Consider the following 25,402-nt stretch of genomic DNA (forward strand, 5'->3'; position numbering starts at 1 on the left):
TACGCACACCCCCAGGCTGCGCGCACTTCGTGTCGCTTCGCCAACCCCTTGCAGGGGCAATACCAGCGGCCCGGCAGAGCCGGTTCCGCGGTATTTCCCGAAAAGGGATCACCTGGTCGTGCGGCCCCATTGGCACGGGTCTGTCCAGCCCTCAACAACATGCGCGACTTCACGCTTTCCGATTTCGATTTCCATCTGCCGCCTGAACTGGTGGCGCAGCATCCCGCCGCGGAACGCAGCGCCTCCCGGCTGCTCGACGGCACGGGCGACATACCGGTCGACAGGATCTTCCGGGACCTGCCCTCGCTGCTGCGGCCCGGCGATCTCCTGGTCTTCAACGACACGCGCGTCGTCAAGGCGCGTCTCTTCGGCGAAAAGCCGACGGGTGGCAAGCTCGAACTGCTGGTCGAACGCGTGCTGCAGGACCACGAGGTGGTCGCGCACATGAAGGTCAGCAAGAAGCCGCAGGTCGGCACCACGCTCGCGATGACCGGCGGCTTCAGCGCCACGCTCCTCGGCCGCTGGCCCGACGAGCACGGCGCCCTCTTCCGCTTCCGTTTCGAGAGCCCCTCGGGCGAAGACCCCTATGCGCTGATGGCACGCTGCGGCCACGTGCCGCTGCCGCCCTACATCACGCACACCGATTCGGCGGACGACGAAAGCCGCTACCAGACGGTGTTCGCGCGTGTGCCCGGCGCGGTCGCGGCACCGACCGCCGCGCTGCACTTCGACGACGCCCTGCTGGCCGAACTCGAAGCGCGCGGCATCCGGCGCGCGAACGTGACGCTGCACGTCGGCGCCGGCACCTTCCAGCCGGTGAAGACCGAGAACATCGCCGAGCACACGATGCACGCCGAGCGCTACGAAGTGCCCGAAGCCACGCAGCGCGCGATCGCCGAGACCCGGGCGCGCGGCGGCCGCATCGTCGCGGTCGGCACGACCACCGTCCGCACGCTCGAATCGTGGGCGAAGAGCGGCGAATCCTCGGGCGATACGAGCATCTTCATCACGCCCGGCTTCGCCTTCGAGCACGTCGACGTGCTCATCACCAACTTCCACCTGCCCAAGAGCACGCTCATGATGCTGGTGAGCGCCTTCGCGGGCTACGAGCACGTGATGGCGCTCTACGCCCACGCGATCCGCGAGCGCTACCGCTTCTTCAGCTACGGCGACGCCATGCTGCTCGAGAGAAAACTGATATGACCCCCACGCTCATCACTTCGTGTATCGCTGCCCCCCGAGGGGGCGCTCAGTGCCCTTCGGGCGGCCGGACGGGCACTGAATCATGCTGAACTTCGAACTCCTCGCCACCGACCCGTCGAGCCACGCGCGGCGCGGCAAGCTCACGCTGAACCACGGCGTGGTGCAGACGCCGATCTTCATGCCCGTGGGCACCTACGGCACCGTCAAGGGCGTGATGCCGCGCAGCCTCGACGAGATGGGTGCGCAGATCATCCTCGGCAACACCTTCCACCTGTGGATGCGCCCGGGCCTCGACGTGATGTCGAGTTTCGGCGGGCTGCACCAGTTCGAGAAGTGGAACAAGCCCATCCTCACCGACTCGGGCGGCTTCCAGGTCTGGTCGCTCGGCGCGATGCGCAAGATCAGCGAGGAAGGCGTGAGGTTCGCGTCACCGGTCAACGGCGACAAGCTCTTCCTCACGCCCGAGGTCTCGATGCAGATCCAGACCATCCTCAACAGCGACATCGTCATGCAGTTCGACGAATGCACGCCGTACGAGACGCAGGGCCACATCACCACCGAGGCCGAAGCGCGCAAGTCGATGGAACTGAGCCTGCGTTGGGCGCTGCGCTGCCAGCACGAGTTCGCGCGCCTTGCAAACCCCAACGCGCTCTTCGGCATCGTGCAGGGCGGCATGTTCGAGAACCTGCGCGAAGAATCGCTCGCGAAGCTGGTCGAGATGGACTTCCCGGGCTACGCCATCGGCGGCGTGAGCGTCGGCGAGCCCAAGGACGAGATGCTGCGCATCATGGCGCACACGCCCCACCGGCTGCCGGCGCACAAGCCGCGCTACCTGATGGGCGTCGGCACGCCCGAGGATCTCGTCGAAGGCGTGGCGCAAGGCGTCGACATGTTCGACTGCGTGATGCCCACGCGCAATGCGCGCAACGGCACCCTGTTCTCGCGCTATGGCGACCTCAAGATGCGCAACGCGCGCCACAAGAGCGATCCGCAGCCGATCGATCCGAGCTGCACCTGCCATGCCTGCGCGGGCGCGTCGGGTGTGTCGTGGAACGAAGGCGGACGGGAGGGCTTCAGCCGCGCCTACCTGCATCACCTGGACCGCTGCGGCGAGATGCTCGGGCCGATGCTCACCACCATCCACAACCTGCACTACTACCTGAACCTGATGCGCGAGATCCGCGAGGCGCTCGACGCGGGACGGTTCGGCGAATTCCGCGCGCAGTTCAAGGCCGACCGCGCACGCGGCGTCTAGCGCACGGAACGCAAGGCCCAGGTTCCAGAGAGCGTTTCGCCGGGCGCCAGCACCGCGCCGCCCAACTCGGCCGGGCCATGGCGGTCCGCGAGGTTGATCGCATCGGTGCACTGGCTGACCGGCTCGGCGCAGAAGTGATCCGCGCCGCTCGGACAGTACAGCACGAAGAAATCGAGCGGCGGTTCGGCCGACATCACCAGCGCGCGTGAGGACGCGGGCCAGTCGATGCGCGCGGCGTGCTGCCAGCCGGTGAAGTTGTTGTCCAGGTCGAGTTCGGACAAGCGCACACCATGGCGAAGCTTGGCCACCTCGGCAGTGGCTTCGAGGCTGACGGGCATCACTTCCGGATCACCGCGCCACATCGCAGCGGTCGCGGTCTGGAGCCGCGTGCCGGTGCGATGGGGAAAGTACGGGTGATGCCCGATCCCCGCGGGCATGGGCGCCGCATCGCGGTTGGTCAGCGTGACGTTGCAGCGAAGTCCCGACGGATCGAGCTCGAAACTTTGCGAAGCCTCGAATCGCCAGGGCCACTGCGCGTCGGCGTCGACGGCGAGTTCGAGCAAAGCCCGCGTCGCCGAGGCCTGCGTGACACGCCACGGGCGCATCCAGCCGATGCCATGCAGCGGATGCCTGCCCGAGGGCCCGGCCGGATGCCCTGCACGAATCGCGATCCCACGGCCGCCGAAATGCGCATGGCCCTCGCGGATGCGGTTGCACCACGGCAGAAGCGCAAAACTCGCCATCGCGAAGAGATCGCGGCGTGACAGCGCGTCGTCGGTCGCGGGACGCAGCCAGTCGAAGCGGGCACCGTCCTCGACGTCGTAAAGCGCGGTGACCGCCCCACCGATCGCAGGTGCCAGTTCCAGGCGCAAAGCGCCTGCTTCGAGCCGAACACGTTCTGTCTCGTTGTCATTCATCGAATCGCACCACGGTACGCCGGGATCGCGGCATTCTCGTTCACACGGGTGACACAGGGCACAACCGCGCGTCAAAATCGCGCGAGCCCGGCCCATCGTCCGGGCTCATCTTTCATGGGAACCCGACATGACCGACTCGACCTCTCCCTCGCCTTCGGCGCGCTATCCGTCCCTGATGGGCCGTACCGTTTTCATCTCCGGCGGCGCGACGGGGATCGGCGAAGCGCTGGTGCGCGCCTTTCACGCGCAGGGCGCGCGCGTCGGGTTCTGCGACATCGACGCGGATGCCGGCCGCGCGCTGGCCGCCGTGCTGGGTGGCGAGAACGCGCCGCTCTTCCTGCCATGCGACGTCACGGACGTGGCCGCGCTGCAAGCCACCATCGCCGCGGTGCGCGCCCAATTCGGCCCGATCCGCGTACTGCTCAACAACGCGGCGAACGACCGTCGCCACGAGATGGAAGACGTGACCAGCGAGGACTTCGACCGGCTCGCCGCGGTCAACTTCAAGCACCAGTTCTTTGCCGCGCAGGCCGTGGCCGAGGACATGCGCGCGGCCGGCGGCGGATCGATCATCAACTTCGGCTCGGTGAGCTGGATGATCAAGGGCCGCGGCTACCCGGTCTACCAGGCCTGCAAGTCGGCCGCGCGCGGGCTCACGCGGGCCCTGGCGCGCGATCTCGGCAAAGAGAACATCCGCGTCAACTCGCTCGTGCCCGGCTGGGTGATGACCGAGCGGCAGCTCAATCTCTGGGTCAAGCCCGAGTCGCATGCGGAGATCGATGCGGCGCAGTGCCTCCCCGGCCGCGTGATGGCCGAGGACATCGCCAGCATGGCGCTGTTCCTTGCCGCCGACGATTCGAAGATGTGCACCGCGCAGGACTACGTGGTGGACGCCGGCTGGACCTGAGGCAACGAAGGATCGCGCGGCGCCTGCGCCGTCGCACCGGTTCCGCAGGCGTGGCAGAAGCGCGCGAATGCGCTCTTGCGCGTCTTGCAGGCGTGGCAGTGGTCGAAGAGGCCGATGCCGCAGTGCGGGCAGAAGTCGATCTCGCTGTTCTTCAGATCCACCGGCCGCTCGCAGCCCGGACACACGCCCTTGGCGAGCCGCGCGAGCGCGGTGTCGTAACTCAACTCGTTGCGGCGCACCGTGTCGGGCTGTGATTCCGCGGCCTTCTGGCGCTCGAGATAGCGGTTGAGCGCGACGATCGCATAGCGCCCCACGAGCACCGTGATCACGATGCCCACCGCGTAGCGCACGTAACCGCCGTAGCTCGGCAGATACGGAACGAGCTCGACGAAGAACGCGAACAGCGCGAAGAAGATGAAGCCCCAGACGAAGGGCCACCAGGTGCTCTTGCGCTTCTTCGCGAAGAGCCAGCCCGCGATCACCAGGAGCGGCAGCGTGAGCGCGAGTCGATAGAGGAAGACACGCAACTCGACGCGGCGGTTCTCCGTGTCCATCCGCGCGCGCGCCTCGTCCTCCAGCTTGGCGAGCTGCTCCGCGGCACGCTGGCGCGACTGGCGCGCGTCGAGCGCGATCTGCCGCTGCGCGCCGACAGCCCGCTCGGCCTCGTCCTCCTTCTGCTTGAGCGCGTCGAGCGCCTTCGTGCGCGCAATGAGCTCGGCGTCCTGGTCCGGCTGCGCCGTTGCATGGCGCGTCGCGAGCCAGTTCGAGAAGGTCTCCCTGGCCGCGCGGCTGGCCTGCCGCGCCGCGAGCAGCTTGAGGTCGGCCTGTTCGCGATCGCGTACGGCTTCCTGCTCGGCGCGCTCCGCGCTGCGCACCGTGTTGCGCAGCGGTTCGGCGGCGGCGCGGTCGATGAAATCGTCCAGTTCGATCCGGTGCTCGACCCGCGGCAGGTCGCCGACGATGGTGCTGCCCAGTCCGATCAGGAAGCTCGCGAAGACCACCGCCACCACCCAGAGGCCGCGGCGAAACCACTTTTCGGACAGACGCAGGGATTTGCTCATGGAGGTCCTTCTCTGAAGTTTGCAGATTCTGGTCTAGCGCTTGTCGAGCACGACCGGCGCATAGCCCTCGGTGTGCAGCCGGGCAATGCGCGCCGGGGGCCCGTCGAGCGACCCCAGCACCTGCTGCGCATGCGCGTTGAGCGGAAACAGGAACACGCCGGCCAGGGTGACCGCGGCCGCCGCCAGGATCGCTTGCACCACCCCCTTCAGCAGGCGGCGCAAGCGCGAAACGCGGGCCTGGAATTCGCGCTCGTAGGGGCCGAAGTTCGTGGGTTTCCGACTCATGACAGTTTCTCGTTGCAGTGTGAAGGTGCGCGGATGATGGTTCGCGTCCCGGCGTCAAGGCACAAGGTGACGACCCAGTGGCGCGCTCCAGCGCCTTCGGTATCTCTATTCGATACCGATCGACCGAGCGTTCCGGCGAGCCAGGAGGTCGGCGCGGGTATAGACCCGGTCGGTTCCTGCGAGGCGCATGGCGATGACCTCCAGCGCACCCTGCGTCGGTGCCGCGGTGCCCGGTCGCTGCAGCAGCGCTGGCGTCGCGAGGCTCAGCGCCACGAGCACCCAGCTCAGTCGCGGATGCGGCGAACGATGCTGCCGCCACAGGAACAGTCCGCTCACCACCCCGCCGAGCAGAAAGCCGGCCGCGACTTCCGAAGCGGAATGCGCGTCCAGCGCGAGGCGCGAGACGCCGATGGCGGCCGCGAACACCAGCCCGAGCACGGCCGCCGTGACGCGAACGCGGTGATCCTGCCGCGAAGCCAGCAGCCAGCCGGCCACCGGCCAGATGCTGGCCGACAGCGCCGTGTGCCCGCTGAATCCCGTGAAGTCGATCGCCGCGATGCCGATGCCCCAGCCCATGAACGCGAGCTTCGACATCAGGATCACGCTGCAGCCGAGGCCGAACAGAATCACCCAGCGCCACGCCGAGCCGCGCGTCGCGGGGGCAGCGCGAGCCACGCGGTGATCCACAGGGATGCAGGCAGCAGAAAGCCGCTGTCACCGAACCAGGTGACAGCGGGCCAGAGTGCTTCGAGGCGCAGGGGCGGCATCACGGCGAGCTCATGCCCCCATGAGTCCGCTCACGCGCCGCCGGAGCACATCGGGCTGCACCTCGGCATAGGGCATCGCGTCGCCGACGTTGAGTCCCACACGGCTGAAGTAGCCGCGCCGGAACGGCCGCACCATCGCGACGTTCTGCCCGTCGCGCACTTCGACGCGGCTGAAGAAGGAGCCCCACAGGTTGGTCAGCGCCATGGGCACGATCGGCACATCGATGCCTTCGGCCCGGGCGCCTTCGAGGATCTTCATCACCCCGCCCTTGAAGGGCTGCAACTGCCCGTCGCGCGTGATCGCGCCTTCGGGAAAGATCGCCAGCAGATCACCGTCGCGCAGCACCTGCACGGCCTGCCTGAAGGCGTCCTCGTAGGCAGCCGGATCGTCCTTCTGCGGTGCGATGGGAATGGCCTTCGCCAGCCGGAAGAGCCATCCGAGCACCGGCACCGCGAAGATGCGGTGATCCATGATGAAGCGGATCGGCCGCGGGCTCGCCGCCATCAGCAGCACCGCGTCGATGAAGCTCACATGATTGCAGACCAGCACCGCGGCGCCCTCGGCAGGGATGTGCTCCTCGCCCTTGATGCCGAAGCGGTAGACGACCCGCGACAGCACCCAGGCCACGAAGCGCAGCAGGTATTCCGGCACCAGCATGAAGATGTAGAACGCGATGACGGCGTTCGCGATGCCGGTGATCAGGAAGATCTGCGGGATCGTGAAACCCGTCTTCAGCAGCGCCCCGGCGATCACCGCACTGGCGACCATGAAGAGCGCGTTGAGGATGTTGTTGGCGGCGATGATGCGCGCGCGGTGCGTCGGCTGGCTGCGCAACTGGATGAGTGCATACATCGGCACGCTGTAGAGCCCCGCGGAGAGCGACAGCAGGCCGAGATCGGCCAGCACGCGCCAGTGGGCCGGCAGGCGGAGGAATTCGGCGAGCCCGAGATCGCCGAGCACCGGCAGCGCACGCGACGCGAAGTAGAGGTCGATCGCAAAGACGCTCATCCCGATCGCGCCGAGCGGCACCAGCCCGATCTCGACCTGGCGCCGGCTCAGGGTCTCGCACAGCAGCGAGCCGATGCCGATGCCCACCGAGAACACCACCAGCAGCAGCGAGGCCACCTGCTCGTTGCCGTGCAGCACCTCTTTCGCGAAGCTCGGGAACTGGCTCAGGAAGGTCGCGCCGAAGAACCACATCCACGAAATGCCGAGCAGCGAACGGAACACGACGACGTTGCCGTGCGCGAGCCTGAGGTTGCGCCAGGTTTCGCTGACCGGGTTCCAGTTGATCCGCAGCCCCGGATCGGTGGCCGGCGCAGGTGGAATCGCCTGGGCCACCGCGCGCCCCGCCAGCGCCAGCAGCACGCAGGCCACCGCGACCGAGGTGCGCCCGATCTGCGGCAGCGCGACCAGCAGGCCGCCGGCGACTTGGCCGAGCAGGATGGCGACGAAGGTGCCCATCTCGACCATGCCGTTGCCGCCGGTGAGTTCGCGCGGATCGAGCGCCTGCGGGAGATAGGCGAACTTCACCGGTCCGAACAGCGTGGAATGCAGCCCCATCAGGAACACGCACGCCAGCAGCACCACGGCATCGGCACGCATGAAGCCCCAGGCGGCGATCAGCATGATCCCGATCTCGATGTTCTTGACGAAGCGGATCATCTTCGTCTTGTCGAACTTGTCGGTGAGCTGTCCGGCGGTCGCCGAGAACAGCAGGTAGGGCAGGATGAAAAGCGCACCGATCACCAGCCCCGCCATGGCCGGCGGCATCCAGCTCACCTGGAGCTGGTAGGTGACCATCACGATGAAGGCGAACTTGAAGAGGTTGTCGTTCGCCGCGCCGGCGAACTGCGTCCAGAAGAACGGTGCGAAGCGTCGCTGCCCCAGCAGTTCGAACTGGTTGGCGTGCGCCGGCGCGTCGTGCACGGCGGAGGATGATGCGTTGGCGGTCGTTGTCATTCGCAATGCCTGGTTGGCGGCTTCCTCAAGCCGTCACGGTGACGGCGCCCGGATTGTGCCGCAGCGTCCGCCGTCCAATGGTCTGCAGCGCGTGCAGCACGGGCAGCGCCGCGAGCGCCGCCGTCAGGTGCTTGAGGCTGTGGCCCGAGATCAGGTGACGGGTGGCTTCGAAGATCGCGTGGTCCGCGAGCTCGAAGAGCTTCGCGAGCGCATAGAAGAAGATCACCCAGCCCAGCCGGAGTCCGACCGCGCCGCTGGTCGGCCTGGCAAACGACAGCAGCACGATCAGTGCCATGCCACCGAACTGCACCAGCGCCCAGGGCAGTGCATTGCCGGTCTCGTGGCCCACCGCCGCAGCCAGCAATCCGCCGATCAGCGTGAACCATGCGGCTGGCCAGCCAGCGCGAGCGCTCACTCGCTCGCAGGTCGCGAATCCGATCAGGCCCGCGAACGCCACGGCCATGCCAACCCGGTCCGCAGCCAGCCGCACGCTGTCGGGTTGCAGGTGATAGAAGGCCGAGCCGAGCGCGGTCAGGATCAGGCCGGCGAAGAACATCCAGGCGCAATCGAGCGCGTTCACCGGCAGGTGCGACCCGGGCTGCTGCACCGGCGCGGCATCGAGCGCTTCCTCGTGCGCGCGATCCAGCCAGCGGAGCCAGCGCAGGCCCCAGATGCCGATCGCGGCGAAAGGCAGGTTGCTCAGCATATCCAGCGACATGGCGGACTCCAAGGGATGACTCGATGGGCGGAATCTAGGTTGCCAGCCCCCTCCACGGCATCGAGAATCGATACGGAGCACTTATTCACCACCACCGGTATCGCCCGGCAATACCCGCCTTTTCCCATGAGCACCACCGCCGACCTCGTCGTCGCCCTCAAGAACGAGCTCAAGAATGCGCACATGACCTACGCGGATCTCGCCAAGTCGCTCGACATGGCCGAATCCAGCGTCAAGCGGATGCTCGCCAAGGGCGACATGCCGCTCACCCGGGTCGACGCGATCTGTCGGGCACTGAAGATCGACTTCGCCGAGCTCGCGCGTCGCGTGGCGGATTCGCAGCCGCTGCTCAAGGAGCTCACGCTGGAGCAGGAGAAGGCCGTCATCAACGACAAGAAGCTGCTGCTGATCGCGATCTGCGTGCTGAGCCAGTGGACGCTGGAGCAGATCGTCGCGGTCTACCGCCTCACCGAGGCCGAGTGCATCGGCTACCTCGCGCAACTCGACCGCATCGGCATCATCGAGCTGCGGCCGCTGAACCGGTATCGCCTGAAGCTCGCGAAGACCTTCCGCTGGCGTCCACGCGGCCCGGTGATGGATTTCTTCCGCGAGAACGTCGTGCTCGACTACTACCGCGGCGGCTTCGACGGCCCGGCCGAGGGGCTGCTGCTGGTGCATGGCTCGATCAGCAAGTCGCTCGCGCCGGCCTTCCTCGAACGGCTCCAGCGCGTGGCACAGGACTTCGCGCAGCAGCACCAGACCGACCAGAAGCTGCCGCCGAAGGAACTCGAGGGCTACACCCTGCTGCTCGGCATGCGCAACTGGGAGTTCGAGCTGTTCAAGCGGCTGCGCCGGAACTGACAAGGGCCTGTCACAGACAGAAACCGGTTTCCTCGATAAAATTCGGGTCGCAGAAAAGCGGACGGCACCCGTCCCACCGTTGGCGCAACCTCCCATGAACGCTCAGGTGAACCGCAGCACGGTTCGTAGACTGCCCCCTATTGACCCATGCCGACTGGAGAGACGCCGCACCGACGCGGCGCACCGAAGGAGCAAGTCCGCTGCATGCCGCAGCCGATGAATCTCTCAGGTAAACAAGACAGTGGGAGCGGCGATCTGAACCCCCGGCAGCAGCGCTCCGCACAGTGAATGCACGCTCCGGCCGTTCATGCCCTCCCAAAAGGATTCGGACATGCGCGTGGTTGTACTCGGCGCCGGCCTGCACGGTGTCACGACGGCCTATTACCTTCAGCAACTCGGTCACGAGGTGATCGTGATCGATCGCCATGCGACGCCAGCCGCCAAGGCCCGGGGCCGGGTCCCCTGCGGCGAACCCGCGGCATCGCAGGCCGTCCCGATACCGGCGCGGCCTGCGCCGGGACGCTGGTCCCGCCTTCGTGCCTCCCTGCGCCGTCGCTTCGGAAGCCTGCTCGAGCGGGCGGTGGTGCCGCCCAGGAGCAATCCGCTCGACCAACTGATCCGTCTCGCGGTCTACAGCCGCCAGAGCGCCCACGCGCTGCGCGACGAATCCGGCATGCCGCAGCGCCCGCGCTCGACCGGACAGATGACCATCTACACCGATGCCAAGGCGTACCGGGAGCGCATCGAACGAGCCCCGCATTGGGCGGAACTGGGCTGCGAGGATCGCCTGCTGTCGGCCGACGAGGCCATCGACATGGAGCCTTCGCTGGAGTTGATGGGCGGCCGTCTCGCCGGCGCGACCTACTCGCCCGACGACCCGGCGCGTGATCCGTCGCAGTTCGCGGCAGGCATCGTCTTCCTGTGCCGCGCGGCCGGGGTGCACTTCATGATGAAACACACCGTGGTCTCGCTCAAGGAGCGCAACGGCCGCATCGACCACGTCGAACTGCTCGATCCACAGGGCCAACCGGTCGTCGTGCGTGCGCAGTCCTATGTGCTCGCGCTGGGTGCCTCGAGCGTGCCGCATGCCGAGCACCTGGGCATCGACATGGAACTGCGCTTCGTGCGCGAGTACGTGGCCACGCTGCCCATCAAGGATCTCTCGATCGCGCCTCGCGTGTCGCTGCACGACCGCCAGGGCAGGCTGCGCATCCGGCGGCTGGAGAACGCGGGCGGCCACCACCTGCGCATCACCTCGACCGTTCGCGTCAACGGCGACGAGGAGAACGAGCCCGACTCCGACCGCTTCGCCGCGATCCTTCGCCGCGTCGAGACCTTGTTCCCGGGCGTGGGCGACACCCGCCGCGCGTCGCTCGAAACCGCGATGCACGCGGTCAGCAGCAACCGCCTGCCGATGATCGGCAAGACGCCGCTGCCGAATCTCTTTCTCAACACCGCGCCCGGCACGCCGAACTGGACCCATGCGATCGGCGCGGGCAAGTCCATCGCGCGCATCGTCAGCGGCCTGCGACCCGAGCTCGATTTCGCGTTCCGGGGCCTGTAGCCCCCTGTAGCCGTTCGGCGGCGAAGTCCCTACAATCGCCGCACTTGCAGGAGAGCGGGCCGCGAAGGCGGCCCCACCGAAGGCGCAAACTCCCATAAACGCTCAGGTCGGCTCGCAACGAGCCTGTACTGCAATCACTGTCAGAGCCGTCTGGAGAGCCATCACGCGATGTGATGCACCGAAGGAGCAAGCCCTGTTGCGGGTGCAACGGGCGAATCTCTCAGGTACCGAGGACAGGGGGAGCGGCAACTTGGACGCGAGAGTCCGGTTGCTTTTCTTTTTCAAAGCACCGGTTTCCCCTCGTCCAAGCGCTGCAACCTTCAAAGGGTTCTGAAATGCGCGTGATCGTTCTCGGCGCCGGCCTGCTCGGCGTGACCTCGGCTTACTACCTCCAGCAGCTCGGCCACGAAGTGACCGTGATCGACCGGCAGGCCACCCCGGCCGCCGAAACCAGCTTCGCCAACGGCGGCCAGATCTCGGTGAGCCATGCCGAGCCGTGGGCCAATCCGAGCGCACCGTTCAAGGTGCTGCAATGGCTCGGCAAGGAAGACGCGCCGCTGCTCTTCCGCCTGCGCGCCGACATGCGGCAATGGCTCTGGGGATTGCAGTTCCTGCGTGAATGCACCCCCGCGCGCACCCGCCACAACATCGAGCAGATCGTGCGACTGGGCACCTACAGCCGCGACACGCTGCAGCAGTTGCGCCGCGACACCGGCATCGGCTACGAGCAGCGGACGCAGGGCATCCTGCACTTCTATACGAACCGGAAGGAATTCGACGGCGCACTCGAGCCGGCCGAGCAGATGCGCGCCCTCGGTTGCGAGCGTCGCGTGATCTCCGCCGACGAGGCGGTCGCGATCGAACCTGCGCTGGCCCACATCCGTGCGCAGCTCGCCGGTGCCACCTACACCGCCGAGGACGAATCGGGCGACGCCAACCGCTTCGCCCGCGAACTGGTGAAGCTCGCCGAGGCGGCCGGCGTGCGCTTTCTCATGAGCCACACCGTGACCGCGCTGCGCGAAGCCGGAGGCCGCATCGACCACGTCGAAGCGACCGACAACGAAGGCCGCTTCCAGCGCATCCGCGGCGATGCCTACGTGCTCGCGATGGGCTCGCTCAGCCCGCTCTATGCGGCGCCGCTGGGCATCCGCCTGCCGATCTATCCGGCCAAGGGCTACTCGGTGACGATGCCGGTGATCGATCCGTCGAAGGCGCACCGGTGTCGCTGACCGACGATGAATTCAAGCTCGTCTTCTCGCGCTACACCTCGGCCACCGGCGACCGCCTGCGGATCGCCGGCACGGCGGAGCTCAACGGCTACGACCGCGACCTCAACCGCGTGCGCTGCGAAGCGATCGTGCGGCGGGTGGAGCAGCTCTTCCCCGGCGCGGGCGATGCGTCGAAGGCGCAGTTCTGGACCGGCCTGCGCCCCGCAACGCCCAGCAACGTGCCGCTGATCGGCGCAACGAAGCTTGCGAACCTGTTCCTGAACACGGGCCACGGCACGCTCGGGTGGACGCATGCCTGCGGCTCCGGCAAGTCGATCGCGCGCATCGTGAGCGGGCTGGCGCCCGAGGTGGACTTCGCGTTCACCGGCCTGCGCCGGGCTCAGTCGTCGGCAGTGAAAACCGTCAGCACGCCGGTGTAGCCGTAGAGGTGGTGCCGCGCGATCTCGCCGGCGGCGAAGAAGCCGACGAGCGGCACGTCGCCGAGCGCGTGGCGCACGATCTGCAGTTCCGCGTTCGGCGCGCCGAAGTGCGGGCCGCCGCGCCCCGAGCAACTCACGTACACCGCCCCCGCAATGCGACGCGCTGGATGCGGCGCCGCGCCGGTTTCACCGCCGGCGACGGCACGTGCGGTGGCGAGCGTCTGCTCCTCGGGCTCCAGTTCCTCGCGGATCTCGGCGCAGACGCGCATGAGATCGGAGCGCGCGGCCTGCGCGTTGCGCCGGCAGAAGGTCATGCGCATACCGGCCGGGGCGACATCGGCGATCGCCACGCCGCGCCGCGTCGGATCGAGGCCGATGATGTGCCGCACCCGCACGTCGGAGCCGAGGTCGCGCGTGCGATGGATTCGATCGCTGCCCGCCTCGGCGAGCCCCACCAGCGTCGCGCGCACCGCGGCGATCGCCTCCTCGGGCTCGTCGAGCGATACATGGAGGTCGTCCAGCAGCACGTCGAGCGCCGGCAGGCCGTCGAGCTCGAGCAGCAGGTTGCCGTCGGCCTTCGTGATCACGCGCTCGCCCGACACCGGCTGGCAGCCCTGCGTGACGCGCGACACCAGCCGCACGCCTTCACCGAACACCACGCCCGACAGGCCGCCCTGGAACACGCCGCCATGGGCGCCGTGGCCCGGAATGTTGCCGTTGCCGCCGACCGCGAACTGCAGCGATCCGGCACGGCCCGACGAGAGGCCGCCGAAGAGGTAGCCGGTGTCGGTGCGCTCGGCCATCTCGGCGATCAGCTCGGTGAGTTCCGGCGTGTGCGGGTCGGCATGGACGAGCGCCGTATGCGCCGAAAAGCCGCTCATCTCGGTACTCGCGAGTGGCGCCACGCCGGAGAACACGCGGTACTGGTCGCTCGGCAGCTCGCACAGCATCACGCTGAGCGCGGGCTCGTCGAAATACTCGGCATTGTTGGCCGCGACGCCGACCCCCACGGTGCCCGACCAGTCGGTGACCTCGGGCAGCTCCGCGCTCAAGTGATCGAGGATCTCCTGCGCATCGGCCGAATAGTGGTCGGTGATGTAGAGCAGCCCCAGCGTGGGCGAATGCGCGTAGTCGGGCAACGCCATCTGTGCCCGCAGTTGCGCGAGCACCAGCCCTGCAGCCATGCGCCACTGCGGATGGGTGGCGTGGCCTGAAGGAAACATCTTCATGGGCTCGACTTTCTCTCGCGGGAAGGGATTCGGTGCCGGCCTCAGCGCGCCCGCCTGCGCGCTGGAGCCGGTGTCTTGCCGGCAGCGGCGGCGCCTTGGCCGCCGGGCGACGACCTGCTGCTTGCGGCGGCGGACTTCTTCGCAGACTTGGCCGCCGGGGCCTTTTGCGCCACCGTGCCGGAGGACGGCTGTGCCATCGCCGGCATCTTCAATTGCGAGGCTTCCTGCAGGGCCGCGCCGGCGATCTGCTGGAACTGCTGCGTCAGCGCACCCCACCATTGCAGCGGGTCCACCACGCCCGCTTCGCCACCCGGTGCGGCGCTACCGTTGCCGCCTGCGCGCGCGCGCCGGGGCGACTTCGTCGCCGCTTCGGCTTCTTGTGTGTCCCCGGCCGGCTCGGTCTTCTTCGGCTCCGGTTCCCGGCTGGGCGTAGTTGCCGGCGCGGGTTTCGGCGCGGCCGCGGCCTGCCTCGTGAAGACGCTCGCGAGATCTTCCATCTGCACGTTCATGCCGCGCAGCGTGGAGAGAGTCATCTTCTGCACTTCGAGCGCCTGGATGGTGGCCTTGAGCGCATGGCCGTTCTGCTCGAGCCAGAACTGCACGGTCTTCAGTTCCTGGATGCGCTTGTCCACCTCTTCGACGCTGAGCGTCGGCGCAACCCAACTCGCGAGACTCGGCATGCCGGGCGCCGCGCCCGCCGCTGCACTTGCGCCGGCCAGGTTCTTGAGGAAGTCGAATCCGGGAACGAACTGGCTGAAGGCGAAAGGCTTGCTCGTGTCGCTCATGAAGGGCTCCGGAAGTGAGTTGTCGTGCGGGCAGCTTACTCCAAGCAGGTGGCGTTTTGGGCTCCCTTCGCCGTCGCGGCGACGACCCCGTCAGTGCCTGTGTTCGCCCGCCCCGGCGCCCGCGGCCGCACCCACGGCGGTCTGAACCGGCACCTTCAGTTCCAGCGAACTCTTCCGTCCCTTGGCGTCTTCGAAGACCAGGGTCAGCGGCACGCTCGTTCCATTGGCGAGCGGCTGCTTCAGGTCCATCAGCATCACGTGGTAGCCCCCGGCTTCAGCTCGACCGTCTGCCGCGCCGGCAGCTCCAGGCTCGGGACGCCGCGCATGCGCATGGTGTCGCCTTCCATCTTCATCTCATGGACTTCCGCAACGCCGGCCGCTGGCGTGGAAGCGCCGACGAGGCGCGCGCCGGACGGTGCGTTGAGCTTCATGAAGGCGCCGGTGCCGCTCTGCCCGGGCACCGATGCGCGAATCCACGCATCGCGCACATCGACGGGGGCGACGCCGGCGGCCAGCACGTCGAGCCGCGCCGCCGGGCTGTCGAGGCCGGCGGTGGACGTGCCGCTCGCGGGAATCTGCGCCCAGTCGGCGCTGCCGACGTCGCAGTCCTGCAGCACCTTGAACCAGAGCACGCCCGGCGTGGCGGGCAGCTTGCCGCGCACCACGAACTCGGCGCGCTCGCCGGTGGGCAGCGCGGCCTGGGCGTTCTCCGCCGTCCAGCGCACTTCGCCGCCGCTGTCGCCGGCCGGCGGCGCTTCGAGCCTCCAGCCCTTGCGCGCCTGCGCATCGGTGAATGCGAAGCCCTTGGGCAGACGCACGGTGATGCCGGTGGTGCTCTTCGCACCCTGACAGGCGTGGCCGACGCGGAAGGCGGCCTCGTAGTCGCTGCCGGCGGTGGCACCGCCCGGCGGCAAGGTCACGTGCGCGAAGGCGCTGCCGGTGCCGGCGAGCACGATGCACGCGGCGAGTTGGCGGAGCGAAAAGGATGCGTTCATGGAAGTGTTCATCGGAGACTTTCGTGAGGTGTCGAATCAGAGGCCGTAGCGGAAACTGCTCCCCGCGCATCCGCGCGGGCGGGCCGATCAATTGCGGGAAAGCCATCGCGGGCGCATACGAAAGCGCCGCACGAGGCAAGGCCGAACGATGTCAGAGCAGGCTGGGCGGGCCGCGCGCCGGCAGGGGCGCGGCAGTGGCCGCGGCGAGTCGCGCGGCAGGAACCGACTGCACCGCGTGGGACAGCGGCTGGATCGAGGGAAGCGAAACGACCGGCGAGGGCGGCGGTGCGCCCGCCACCATGCACAACGCGCAATCGAAATGGGAGGCGCCCATTTCCTGGATGCCGTCATCGGTATGCACCACCACTTTCACGGCCCCGGAGCCGGAACACAGAAGCTCCATGGACTGCGGGTGCACCACCGGCGACGCGATCGCCACGCCAAGCGACAGTGCGAACCACATCAGCACGAAGCTGACGAGGCGGCGGGCATGGCGCAGGGCGTTCATGGCGAGGATTATGGATTGGACTCGCCATCGCCCCCCGCTTGTGGAAAATGACTCGCCAGACACAGAAAGTCACATGTCGATCTTTCATCCTGCCTTCACATGACGCGCCACGCGGCCTCATCGGTGTGTGCCGCGGGCTTCGTCGCTGCGGCGCTCTTCATCGCGCACGGAGAGGCGCGCGCGGTGCAGGACTGCGAGATCAACGGCGTCGCCGTGAACCCCGCCAATGGCGCGACAACTGCCGGCAAGTCCGGCCTGGTGCGCTGCCGGGACCGCGACACCCGCGAGCTGATGCGTGAGCAGCAAATCCAGAGCGGCACCTTCCAGGGCATCGTGCGCGACTACGACAAGGGCAAGCTCTCGAAGGAATACAGCGTGAACGCGGCCGGCAACATGCAGGGGCCGGCGCGCGAGTTCGCGCCCAGCGGCAAGGTGGTGCGCGAAGCCAACTATGACGACGGGCACGAGATCGGGCTCGTGCGCAGCTTCTATCCCTCGGGCCCGTTGCGCCGCGTGACCTACTTCGCCGATGCAGCAGGCGAGCGCGCCTTCGCCGAGTTCACCGAGCGCGGCCAGCTCTCGGCGCTGCGCTGCGGCGACAAGCCGGTGCTCGCGCCGACCACGGACGACGCGAAGCTCTGCGGCTTCGGCGGCGGCCCGTCACGGGTCGCGTTGTTCGACGGCAAGGGCATCCTGCGCTCGCGCCTGTCCTACCTCGCGGGCAAGCGAATGCGCAGCGAGGACTTCTACGACAACGGAAAGCCCGCAGCGCAGGACGAACTGGCCGGCAACCAGCGCATCGAGCGGCGCTTCTCCTCCGAAGGCGTCAAGCGCCGCGAAGTGGTGTCGCTGCTCACCGAGCGCGGCGCGATCCGGATGCTGGACCAGGAGTTCTCCGAGCGCGGCACGCTGGTGCGCGATCAGCGCTGGAGCGCCGCGGGCGACCCGATCACCGACGAGAGCTTCTACCTGAACGGCCGGCCGCGCAGCAAGGCCGTCTACGGCATGGATGGCGGCAGCCGGCGCATCGAGATCACCGAGTACTACGACAACGGCCAGCGCGCGGCGGTGGGCCGTTACGTGGCGACCGATCGTTTCCGCCAGACGCCGATCGGCACGCACCAGCGGTTCGACGAGAAGGGCGCGCTGATCGCCGAGTCGGTCTACGACGAAAACGGCCGTATCACGCGAGAGCGCGCATGGGACGCCAACGGCAAGCTCGAGCGCGACGAACAGGTGTTCGAGGACGGCTCGCGAAAGGAATTCACGAGCCAGTAAGCGCCTGTCGCCTCCCGTGCTCCACCGCGCGCCTGAAACCGGCACGACCCATTCCAGGAATCCCGCGGAACCGGCTCTGCCGGGCCGCCGAGATTGCCCCCTGAAGGGGGTGTCAGAGCCACACGAAGTGGGCGAGGCTGGGGGTGAGCTCAGTCAGTCCAGTTTGATATCCGCCGCCTTGATGATCGGCCCCCAGCGGCGCGATTCCGCGCGCGACAGCGCGAGGAACTGCTGCGGCGTGCCGGGCATCGCTTCCATGCCGAAATCGTCGAAGCGCTTTTGCACTGCGGGCGTGGAGAAGGCCTTGTTCAGGTCGCCGTTGAGCCGGTTGACGACCGCGGGCGGCATGCCCGCGGGGCCGAGGATGCCCTGGAAGGCGAACACTTCGGAATTGGGCACGCCCACTTCGGCGAGCGTCGGCACGTCGGGCAGCAGCTTCGAGCGCGCGCCCGAGCCGATCGCCAGCACGCGCACCTTCTTGCCCTGCATGATCGACAGGCCCGAGGCCGAGGTCGAGGAACATGCACGGCACCTGGCCGCCCATCACGTCGGCCATCGCCGGCGCGGCGCCGCGATAGGGGATGTGCGTGATGAAGGTGCCGGTGCGGTTCTTGAACATCTCCATCGCGAGATGGTGCGGCGAGCCGTTGCCGGGGGAGGCGTAGTTGACCTTGCCGGGATTGGCCTTCACGTAGGCCAGGAAAGCCTTGAAGTCCTTCGCCGGGAAGTCCGGATGCACCACCAGCGCCAGCGGGAACTTACCGATCGCGCCGATGTAGGTGAAGTCCTTTTCGGGGTTGAACGGCAGCTTGTTGAACAGGTGCTCGTTGAAGGCGAGCACCGCGTTGTCGGCCGACATGATGGTGTAGCCGTCCGGCTTGGACTTGGCGACGATCTCGGCGCCGATGTTGGTCGACGCGCCGGGGCGGTTGTCGATGACGATCTGCTGGCCCAGCGTTTGGCGCATGGCCTCGGAAAGCGTGCGCGCGATCACGTCCGTCCCCCGCCCGCGGGGTAGGGCACCACCCACTTGATGAGCTGACTGGGATAGTCCTGGGCCCGGGCCCACGGCGCCGCGCCAGCGGCTGCGGTCGCGGCCAGCGCGGTGAGCAGAGTTCTGCGATCCATCGAATGGTCTCCTGGTGTTCTGGATGTTGGAATGAAAAGCGTCAGTTCCCGGCGGACAGCGATGGCACGGGCAGGTCGTCGAGCGCTTGCGCCAGCGCGGCGCGGCAGCGGTCTTCGTCGCCGACCTGCTCGAACAGCAGCAAGGCCAGCCGCGCGAGGAAGAGCGATTCTCGCTCCGTGCCGGCCTCGCTGATGGCACGGGCGCATTCGGCGTACACGCGATCGCGCGCGTCGTGGGTCAGGGCAGTCATGGGCGTTCCGTTTCGACAAGGAAGGAGGCACGCGCGAGCGCGCGCCGCAGCGCGCCTTGCGGCACGCGGCGCCAGCGCGCGGCGATGTGGCCGTCGGGGCGCAGCAGATACACGGCGCCCTGCTGTGCGCCGAGCGCGGCGAACACCGATGCGTCGGCACTGGGGGACGGTAGCTCGCACACGTTCACCGCGAGCGGACCGGCCCGCACGTCGGCAATCTCGGCCGCCAGCGCTTCGTCGACGCGGTCCACGTTGAGCACGAGCACCATGAAGGTCGGCCGCAGCTTGTCGGAGAGATGCAGGCCGCCCGCCAGAGGCTGCTCGGGCATGGCCTCGCCGGGGCGCGGGCCTTCGCTCAGGTCGTCGGCTTGCGTCGACAGCACCGAATCGCGGTATTCGACCGCCTGCGTCTGGCGCGGATTGATCAGGTTCGCGATGCCGCGATGCGCGCCGGACAACGACAGCGCCGCCTCGCGCAGCAGGTCGAATCCGCGCGAAGGCGGCGACATGAATTCGGTGCTGCGCATGGCGCTCTCGGCATTGATGTGGAAGGCCGCGATGCGCTCCTGCGAGTAGCTGTCGAGCAACGCGACATCGGACAGCCCGCGCACCACGTGCGCCAGCTTCCACGCGAGGTTGTCGGCGTCGTCGAAACCCGAGTTCAGGCCGCGCACGCCGAAGATCGGCATCGCGTGCGCGGCATTGCCGGCGAACAGCACGCGGCCGTGGCGGTAGTTCTCGAGCGTCATCGCGCCGGCGCGGTAGACCGAGGTCCAGACCGTCTTCCACGGCAGGTGGCCTTCGCCGATCGCGTCGAGGTGCCGCTGCACGAACTCGGTCACCGCCGCGGGCTGGAGCGCCTCCTCGGTGCTCTGCCCCGCGCGCAACTGGTAGTCGATGCGCCAGATGTCGTCGGGCTGCTTGTGCATCAGCACGGTCGAGCCGGGGTTCCACGGCGGGTCGAACCACGCGCGCCGCTCGGTCGGATGGCCGCTGTGCAGCTCGATGTCGATGATCACGTAGCGGCCTTCGTAGGCCGTGCCTTCGAGGTTGAGCCCGAGCGACTTGCGCACGAAGCTCTGCCCGCCGTCGCAGCCGACGAGCCATTGCCCGCGCAACTGGTAGGCGCCGAGCGCATTGCGCGCCGAGAGCACGAGGCCCTCGCCTTCCTCCGCGAAGCCCGTGAGCTCGGTGCCCCAGCGGATGTCGATCAGCCCCGGCACCTGCGCGTTGCGGCGGTCGATCTCGTCCAGCAGGTACTGCTCGATGTAGTACTGCTCGAGGTTGATCATCGGCGGCAGCTTCTGCTGCGTGCTGGTCGGCATCTCGAAGCGGAAGACCTCGTCGGTCTTGTAGAAGCTGCGGCCCACGGTCCACGGCAGCCCTTTCGACAGAAACGCCGGCAGCGCGCCGAGGCGCTCGACGATCTCCAGGCTGCGGCGCGAGATGCAGGCCGCGCGGCTGCCCACGCAGACGGTGTCGTCGGCCTCCAGGATCACGCTGCGCACGCCATGGTTGGCCAGCCCGAGCGCGAGCGACATGCCGACCGGGCCGCCACCGGCGATCACGACCGGATGCCGGGCGGGCTCCATGCCGCCCTCGAGCGCCGGCAGGCGTGGCGCGAAACGGGTGTAGTCGAAGGCGCCGACGGACGGCGGCAGATCGCCTGCGACCGGCGGCAAGGGGCCTGTCGCGGCATCGCCGGCACGGGCGGCGGGAGGAGAGACGGCGGCGGTGTTCATGCGACGGGATTGTCCCGATGCGACGGGACGCGCGATGTCATAACTTCGTACGAGGTGTTAACCCGAGCCCGAAGAACCCGATGAAGCGCTGGCCCGTCCGCGAAGCCGATCAACCCCCTCTTTCGCCCGCGCTGGTCAGCGCGGTGCTGGCCGGCATCGGCACCTCGCACCTCGCCGCCAGTTACCTCTCAGCGATGCATCGCGTGCTGCCGGTGACCTTCTGCACGGTGTTCGCGGCCAGCGCGTCCGGGCGCATCGAGACCGTCTCCGCGGCGAGCACCTACGGCAACACCGCCGAACGCACGGCCGAGCGCTACGTGACGGAACGCTTCGACCTGCTCGATCCCAACATGGCCTGGCTCGCGGCGCGCAAGCTGCCGAAGCGGCCGCAGCTGTGGATGGGGCATCACACCGCCCAGGACGTTGCCGATCCCGACTTTCGCGCTGCCTGCTACACCGACGTCGGCATCCGCGAGCGCGCGTCGGTGCTGCTGCTGCTGCCGACCGGACAGCGCGCGGCGGTGAGCTTCTACCGCAGCCTCGCGCAGCCGGACTTCGACGAGGGCGACTTCGCGTGCCTCGAAGCGCATGCGCAACTGCTGGCCGACGCGACCGTGGCGCACGGCCGCAGCACCGTGGCACGGCGCGAGGCGACCGAGCCGCTGCTCGCCTCGCGCCTGCTGGTGCTGAGCCTGCGCGAGCGCGAGGTCATCGGCCATCTGCTCGCGGGGAGGACCGCCAAGGAGGCGGCGCGCGAGGTCGGCATCGAACTCACGACGGCGCGCACGCACCAGTACCGCGCGTTTCGCCGGCTGGGGATCAAGACGCTGAAGGAGCTGCTGCGCGGGCCGCATGCATGACCCGCAATGCCGTCGGACCTGCCTCGAATCGACGCGGCAGGGCCAGGGGCAGGTCAGCCGGCCGCGGTGGCTGCCGAGCTCGCGGGCGACACCACTTCCTGGTCGATCGCGCCGAAGATCGAGTGGCCGTCCTTGCCCTTCATCTCGATGCGGATGGTGTCGCCGAACCGCATGAATTCGGTGCTCGGCTGGCCATCCTGGATGGTCTCGATGCAGCGCTTCTCGGCGATGCAGCTGTAGCCCTTGGGCCATTCCATGCGGCCGTCCTTTTCGACGCCCTTGTTGCTCACGGTGCCGCTGCCGACGATGCTGCCGGCGCGCACATTGCGCGTCCTGGCGATGTGCGCGACCAGCTCGCCGAAGTGGAAGGTCATCTCCTCGCCCGCGTCGCACATGCCGACCTTGCGGCCGTTCCAGGTGCTCTGCAGCGTGAGATGCACCCGGCCGCCCTGCCGGGCATCGCCGAGTTCGTCGAGCGTGACGGCGACCGGGCTGAACGCGGTCGCGGGCTTGCTCTGGAAGAAGCCGAAGCCCTTGGCGAGCTCGGCCGGGATCAGGTTGCGCAGGCTCACGTCATTGGCGAGCATCACAAGGCGGATGCCGTCGAGCGCCTGCGCCGGCGTGGCGCCCATCTTCACGTCGCCGGTGATGACCGCAATCTCGGCCTCGAAGTCGATACCGAAGGCCTCGCTGGGCACGACCACCGGATCGCACGGGCCGATGAAGTCGTCGCTGCCGCCCTGGTACATCAGCGGGTCGGTGTAGAAGCTCGGCGGCACCTCGGCATTGCGTGCCTTGCGCACCAGCTCGACGTGGTTGATGTAGGCCGAGCCGTCCGCCCACTGGTAGGCGCGCGGCAGCGGCGCCATGCACTGCGCCGGATCGAACGGAAACGCATGCCGTGCACGACCGGCGTTGAGCGCATCGGACAGATCCTGCAGTTGCGGGCCGATGAAGCCCCAGTCGTCCAGCGCCTGCTGCAGGCGGTTGGCGACGCCGGTGGCGTAGTGGGCGCTCGTCAGGTCGCGGGAGACGACGACCAGCTGGCCGTCGCGCGAGCCGTCTTTGAGGGTGGCGAGTTTCATGGGTGGCGGCGGATGCCGGCGCGGCATCGTGACTAAACTGGTTGACCGGGCGGCAGTGTACCGAGGTGAACCTCGCGGCCGGCGCCGGGTCCGACTTCCGATGCCGACTTCCGCCCTGCGCCCCCCGCCCTATGCGCCGCGTCCGCGCTGGCGCACGCTGGCGGTGGTCACGGCGATCGTGATCGCCGGGCATCTGGCGGTGCTGGGGCTCGCGCCTGTCATCGTGGGGGCGCCGCCGACGCCGGCGATCGACAAGTTCATCACGCGCACCATCATCGTCGCGCCGCCAGCGACCAACGAGCCGCCCGCATCGGCGCCTCCGCCGAAGCTCGAAGTCAAGTCGGCACCGAAGCCCCCGCGCCCGCATCCGGTCGCGCGTCCGCGTCCGCGGCCAGTGGCGCCGGCCCCGGCGTCCGAACCCGAAGCCACGGCACCGGCCCAGCCGGACTCGCAGGATCTGGCGTCGCAGGTTCCGCCCGAAACAGAGCCCGCACCTCAGGCATCGCCCCCCGGCGAAGCAACATCCGGCAACGGAAGCGGGCAGGGCGCCGGCCAAGGCACGGGTACCGGTGAGGGCGATTCGGGCGGAAACATCCCCGGCTCGGTTCCGCTGCGGATTTCGGGATCGGTGCGGCTCGCTTTCGCCGCGACCGCCCAGCAAGGTGCGCAGCCGATGCAGGGCGCATTCGGCGATCTGGTCTGGCAGCAGGACGGCACGCACTACGACGCCAGCCTGTCGATCAAGTTCTTGTTCATGACCTTCCGCAGCACGCGCAGCACCGGCGCGATCGGGCCGACGGGCATCGAGCCGCTGCGCTATTCGGACAAGCGCCGCACCGAGGTCGCCTCGCATTTCGTGCGCGACCAGAACACGGTGGTCTTCAGCAACAACTCGCCCGCGGTGCCGCTGCTGGCAGGCGCCCAGGACCGGCTGAGCGTGGTGATGCAGCTCGGCGCGCTGATGGCGGGCGATCCCGGGCGGTATCCGCCGGATTCCGTCATCGCGGTGCAGACGGTCGGCACCAGCGATGCGGAGATCTGGACCTTCACGTTGTCAGGCGAAGAGCAGGTCGCGGTGCAGGCCGGCGAATTCACCGCGCGCAAGCTCACGCGCAACCCGCGCAAGCCCTTCGACGACAAGATCGAGCTGTGGCTCGCACCCGACCTCGGCTACTTGCCGGTCCGCATCCGGCAGACGCAGTCCAACGGCGACTTCATCGACCTGCAGTTGCGCGAGAAAGTAGCGATGTAAGCCAAGCGCTCAGGCCTCGCCGGCCTCGCGCGCCTGGATTTCGAGCACGCGGCTGCGGCGCTCGCGTTCGCGACGCAGATAGGCACTGGGCGTCAGCCCCGACCAGCGACGGAAGGCACGTGCGAACACCTTCTCCGACTCGTAGCCCGCCTGCTCGGCGATGTGCGCCGGATGCAGCGCACCGGCTTCGAGCTGCTCGGCGGCCAGCGCCATGCGGTGGGCAGTGAGGTAGCCGATCGGGGTTTCGCCGACCAGCGTCTTGAAGCGCGCGCAGAAGCGCGAACGCGACATCGCCGCTTCGCCTGCGAGCTGCTCCACGCTCCACGCCTGCTGCGGCGCGCGGTGAATGCCCATGATCGCGCGCGCGATCGCCGGATCGGTCAGGCCGCGCAGCCAGCCCGGGTCCTGCGCCGCTTGGCGGCCGAGGCGTTCGCGCAGGATGTTGACCAGCAGCAGCTCGCCCATGCGCCCGGCCGACAGTCGCCATCCGGGGCGGCGGTCCAGCGTTTCCGTGATGAGCGACTGCATGGTGGTCGCGAGGCATCCGGCCATCGGCATCTCGCTTTCGCGGATGTGGATCAGCGGCGGCAGCATGCGGAACACCGAATGGCGGCAGTACGCGGAAAACCACAGCAACGCCGAGAAGATCTCGGTCGTCTCGCCGCCACCGCCGTGGCTGAAGACCAGCGGGTTTTCATCCTTCGGACCATCGGCGTGCTGCGCGATGAGCGCCGAAAACGGTTCTGCCGGCGCATCCGGCGACGAGGACAGGGTGTGCGCCGCGCCGAGCGGCAGCATGACGAGATCGCCGCTCTCGACCCGAACCGGCGCGCTGCCGTCAAGGCGAATCCAGTAAGGCGCTCCACGCGACAGCCGGATCATCGCGCCGGGAACGCCGTCCGAATGCAGCCCCCACGGCGCACCGAGCGAGAAGCGCGCTGTCACCGCGCGCTCCGACCGGCAAATGGCGAGCACTTCGCTCAGGACGTCCAAGATTCGCTGCTCCAGCGGCCCGTGCGCGGGGGTGGGATGAATCGTGCCTCTTTGCGGACGCACGGCGGTTGAGGCTCGACGGTCCTTTCCGAAGAATCGACCCACCTCATCGGGAAGCGATCTTGACATATCGACTTTCTGCATCCC

21 protein-coding genes, 4 pseudogenes and 2 riboswitches are annotated in these 25,402 nt (G+C 68.3%); of the genes and pseudogenes, 9 read left to right on the plus strand and 16 right to left on the minus strand.

Annotated features, from left to right (window positions below):
* Positions 1–159 precede the first annotated feature (159 nt).
* Together queA and tgt are read left to right on the plus strand one after the other, a co-directional pair.
* Positions 160–1,203, plus strand: a complete 1,044-nt coding sequence (gene queA, locus ACQ858_RS19845) for a tRNA preQ1(34) S-adenosylmethionine ribosyltransferase-isomerase QueA (RefSeq protein ID WP_431274273.1) — start codon at positions 160–162, stop codon at positions 1,201–1,203.
* 82 nt (positions 1,204–1,285) lie between these two features.
* Positions 1,286–2,458 carry a tRNA guanosine(34) transglycosylase Tgt gene (gene tgt, locus ACQ858_RS19850; RefSeq protein ID WP_431274274.1) on the plus strand — a complete coding sequence of 391 codons (1,173 nt, stop codon included), beginning with the start codon at positions 1,286–1,288 and terminating at the stop codon, positions 2,456–2,458.
* Here tgt and ACQ858_RS19855 read toward each other — a convergent pair.
* The gene (locus ACQ858_RS19855) at positions 2,455–3,375 is read right to left on the minus strand and encodes an aldose 1-epimerase (protein ID WP_431274275.1); all 921 of its coding nucleotides are present in this window, start codon (positions 3,373–3,375) and stop codon (positions 2,455–2,457) included. The genes tgt and ACQ858_RS19855 overlap by 4 nt on opposite strands.
* Positions 3,376–3,502: 127 nt before the next feature.
* Between ACQ858_RS19855 and ACQ858_RS19860 the strand changes: the two genes are divergently transcribed.
* Positions 3,503–4,282, plus strand: coding sequence for an SDR family NAD(P)-dependent oxidoreductase (locus tag ACQ858_RS19860; protein ID WP_431274276.1), 780 nt, complete (start codon positions 3,503–3,505; stop codon positions 4,280–4,282).
* On the opposite strand, the gene ACQ858_RS19865 is transcribed toward ACQ858_RS19860, so the two are convergent.
* From ACQ858_RS19865 to ACQ858_RS19885, 5 genes are all read right to left on the minus strand, one after another.
* Positions 4,255–5,343, minus strand: coding sequence for a serine endopeptidase (locus tag ACQ858_RS19865; protein WP_431274277.1), 1,089 nt, complete (start codon positions 5,341–5,343; stop codon positions 4,255–4,257). The genes ACQ858_RS19860 and ACQ858_RS19865 overlap by 28 nt on opposite strands.
* Positions 5,344–5,376: 33 nt before the next feature.
* Positions 5,377–5,628 carry a hypothetical protein gene (locus ACQ858_RS19870; protein WP_431274278.1) on the minus strand — a complete coding sequence of 84 codons (252 nt, stop codon included), beginning with the start codon at positions 5,626–5,628 and terminating at the stop codon, positions 5,377–5,379.
* Positions 5,629–5,733: 105 nt separating this feature from the next.
* Positions 5,734–6,303, minus strand: a complete 570-nt coding sequence (locus ACQ858_RS19875; RefSeq protein WP_431274279.1) for a phosphatase PAP2 family protein — start codon at positions 6,301–6,303, stop codon at positions 5,734–5,736.
* 102 nt (positions 6,304–6,405) lie between these two features.
* A complete protein-coding gene (locus ACQ858_RS19880; RefSeq protein ID WP_431274280.1) occupies positions 6,406–8,358 on the minus strand; it encodes an MFS transporter in 1,953 nt (650 codons plus the stop codon).
* Positions 8,359–8,383: 25 nt separating this feature from the next.
* A complete protein-coding gene (locus ACQ858_RS19885) occupies positions 8,384–9,076 on the minus strand; it encodes a hypothetical protein (protein WP_431274281.1) in 693 nt (230 codons plus the stop codon).
* 126 nt (positions 9,077–9,202) lie between these two features.
* Here ACQ858_RS19885 and ACQ858_RS19890 point away from each other — a divergent pair, with 126 nt between their 5' ends.
* The 3 genes and pseudogenes from ACQ858_RS19890 to ACQ858_RS19900 all read left to right on the plus strand — a co-directional run bounded on the left by ACQ858_RS19890 (position 9,203) and on the right by ACQ858_RS19900 (position 13,149).
* Positions 9,203–9,937 carry a helix-turn-helix domain-containing protein gene (locus ACQ858_RS19890; protein ID WP_431274282.1) on the plus strand — a complete coding sequence of 245 codons (735 nt, stop codon included), beginning with the start codon at positions 9,203–9,205 and terminating at the stop codon, positions 9,935–9,937.
* A gap of 144 nt (positions 9,938–10,081) precedes the next feature.
* A riboswitch (glycine riboswitch) is annotated at positions 10,082–10,189 on the plus strand.
* 79 nt (positions 10,190–10,268) lie between these two features.
* The gene (locus ACQ858_RS19895) at positions 10,269–11,501 is read left to right on the plus strand and encodes an FAD-dependent oxidoreductase (RefSeq protein WP_431274283.1); all 1,233 of its coding nucleotides are present in this window, start codon (positions 10,269–10,271) and stop codon (positions 11,499–11,501) included.
* A 140-nt stretch (positions 11,502–11,641) separates the two neighbouring features.
* A riboswitch (glycine riboswitch) is annotated at positions 11,642–11,748 on the plus strand.
* A gap of 88 nt (positions 11,749–11,836) precedes the next feature.
* Positions 11,837–13,149 (plus strand): annotated as a pseudogene (locus ACQ858_RS19900) (D-amino acid dehydrogenase).
* Here the strand turns inward: ACQ858_RS19900 and ACQ858_RS19905 are convergent.
* From ACQ858_RS19905 to ACQ858_RS19925, 5 genes and pseudogenes are all read right to left on the minus strand, one after another.
* Positions 13,110–14,378: an FIST signal transduction protein gene (locus tag ACQ858_RS19905; protein ID WP_431274284.1), complete on the minus strand. Its 1,269-nt coding sequence runs from the start codon at positions 14,376–14,378 to the stop codon at positions 13,110–13,112. The pseudogene ACQ858_RS19900 and the gene ACQ858_RS19905 sit on opposite strands and share 40 nt — an antisense overlap.
* A gap of 41 nt (positions 14,379–14,419) precedes the next feature.
* Complete coding sequence (locus ACQ858_RS19910) at positions 14,420–15,163, minus strand: PhaM family polyhydroxyalkanoate granule multifunctional regulatory protein (protein WP_431274285.1); 744 nt, start codon at positions 15,161–15,163, stop codon at positions 14,420–14,422.
* A gap of 90 nt (positions 15,164–15,253) precedes the next feature.
* A pseudogene (locus ACQ858_RS19915) lies at positions 15,254–15,681 on the minus strand (copper chaperone PCu(A)C).
* A gap of 57 nt (positions 15,682–15,738) precedes the next feature.
* A pseudogene (locus tag ACQ858_RS19920) lies at positions 15,739–16,170 on the minus strand (YcnI family protein); the annotation flags it as partial.
* A 139-nt stretch (positions 16,171–16,309) separates the two neighbouring features.
* Positions 16,310–16,666 (minus strand): DUF2946 family protein, encoded by a 357-nt coding sequence (locus tag ACQ858_RS19925; protein WP_431274286.1) that lies wholly within the window; start codon positions 16,664–16,666, stop codon positions 16,310–16,312.
* 99 nt (positions 16,667–16,765) lie between these two features.
* Here ACQ858_RS19925 and ACQ858_RS19930 point away from each other — a divergent pair, with 99 nt between their 5' ends.
* Positions 16,766–17,944, plus strand: coding sequence for a toxin-antitoxin system YwqK family antitoxin (locus ACQ858_RS19930; RefSeq protein ID WP_431274287.1), 1,179 nt, complete (start codon positions 16,766–16,768; stop codon positions 17,942–17,944).
* A gap of 153 nt (positions 17,945–18,097) precedes the next feature.
* Here ACQ858_RS19930 and ACQ858_RS19935 read toward each other — a convergent pair.
* The 3 genes and pseudogenes from ACQ858_RS19935 to ACQ858_RS19945 all read right to left on the minus strand — a co-directional run bounded on the left by ACQ858_RS19935 (position 18,098) and on the right by ACQ858_RS19945 (position 21,065).
* Positions 18,098–19,072, minus strand: a pseudogene (locus ACQ858_RS19935) (Bug family tripartite tricarboxylate transporter substrate binding protein).
* A 41-nt stretch (positions 19,073–19,113) separates the two neighbouring features.
* Entirely contained in the window at positions 19,114–19,323 is a 210-nt protein-coding gene (locus tag ACQ858_RS19940; RefSeq protein WP_431274288.1) for a hypothetical protein, read from the minus strand.
* Positions 19,320–21,065, minus strand: coding sequence for an FAD-dependent monooxygenase (locus ACQ858_RS19945; RefSeq protein WP_431274289.1), 1,746 nt, complete (start codon positions 21,063–21,065; stop codon positions 19,320–19,322). The genes ACQ858_RS19940 and ACQ858_RS19945 overlap by 4 nt, the downstream gene beginning before the upstream one ends.
* Before the next feature lie 80 nt (positions 21,066–21,145).
* Between ACQ858_RS19945 and ACQ858_RS19950 the strand changes: the two genes are divergently transcribed.
* Entirely contained in the window at positions 21,146–21,925 is a 780-nt protein-coding gene (locus ACQ858_RS19950; RefSeq protein WP_431274290.1) for a LuxR C-terminal-related transcriptional regulator, read from the plus strand.
* A 53-nt stretch (positions 21,926–21,978) separates the two neighbouring features.
* Here ACQ858_RS19950 and ACQ858_RS19955 read toward each other — a convergent pair whose 3' ends face one another.
* Entirely contained in the window at positions 21,979–23,010 is a 1,032-nt protein-coding gene (locus tag ACQ858_RS19955; RefSeq protein WP_431274291.1) for a fumarylacetoacetate hydrolase family protein, read from the minus strand.
* Between the two features lie 100 nt (positions 23,011–23,110).
* On the opposite strand from ACQ858_RS19955, the gene ACQ858_RS19960 reads away from it, so the two are divergent.
* A complete protein-coding gene (locus tag ACQ858_RS19960; RefSeq protein WP_431274292.1) occupies positions 23,111–24,262 on the plus strand; it encodes a DUF3108 domain-containing protein in 1,152 nt (383 codons plus the stop codon).
* Positions 24,263–24,271: 9 nt separating this feature from the next.
* Here ACQ858_RS19960 and ACQ858_RS19965 read toward each other — a convergent pair whose 3' ends face one another.
* Entirely contained in the window at positions 24,272–25,255 is a 984-nt protein-coding gene (locus ACQ858_RS19965) for an AraC family transcriptional regulator (protein ID WP_431274293.1), read from the minus strand.
* Positions 25,256–25,402 lie beyond the last annotated feature (147 nt).

Source organism: Variovorax ureilyticus, assembly GCF_050632185.1.
Taxonomy (GTDB): Bacteria; Pseudomonadota; Gammaproteobacteria; order Burkholderiales; family Burkholderiaceae_C; genus Variovorax; species Variovorax ureilyticus_A.